The sequence below is a fragment of the Bradyrhizobium sp. NBAIM08 genome, from assembly GCF_020193935.1.
In the GTDB taxonomy this organism is placed as follows: domain Bacteria; phylum Pseudomonadota; class Alphaproteobacteria; order Rhizobiales; family Xanthobacteraceae; genus Bradyrhizobium; species Bradyrhizobium yuanmingense.
The window spans coordinates 1-437 of sequence record NZ_JADYVR010000463.1 but is presented as its reverse complement, the minus strand read 5'-3'; the positions used below and the strand labels follow the sequence as shown (position 1 = coordinate 437).

Annotated in this window: 1 pseudogene; it reads right to left on the bottom strand. The window is 64.5% G+C overall.

What is annotated here, in order from left to right:
- Nucleotides 1–168: 168 nt before the first annotated feature.
- Nucleotides 169–437: pseudogene (locus I6F37_RS40450) on the bottom strand (AMP-dependent synthetase); the annotation flags it as partial.

Sequence of the window (437 nt, the reverse complement as noted above, 5' to 3'; positions counted from 1 at the left end):
TCACGACCGCATGCACCGAGTCGTCGGCGTCGGCATCGGCGATCGCTTGGGAGAGGGCGCCGCACAACGCCTGATCGAACGCGTTGAGTTGCGCCGGCCGGTTGAGCGTCAACGTGCGCACGGCACCGGTGTGCTCGACGAGCACGAGTTGTGTGTCGGCCATGGGAGTCAGCCGTCGCTCGTGTGAGCCAACTCGTCGTGGCGTTGCTGCCGAAGCACGAACCGCTGGATCTTCCCGGACGGCGTCTTCGGCAGCTGATCGATGATGTGGATCGAGCGGGGATACGCGTAGGCCGCGAGGTTGTCGCGCACCCGTTGCTTGAGTTCTTCGATGAGGGCATCGACGTCGTCGACCGGCGACTTCAGTGCAACGAACGCCTCGATGACCTCACCCTTCATCTCGTCGGGAACAGCGATCACGGCGCACTCCTGCACGG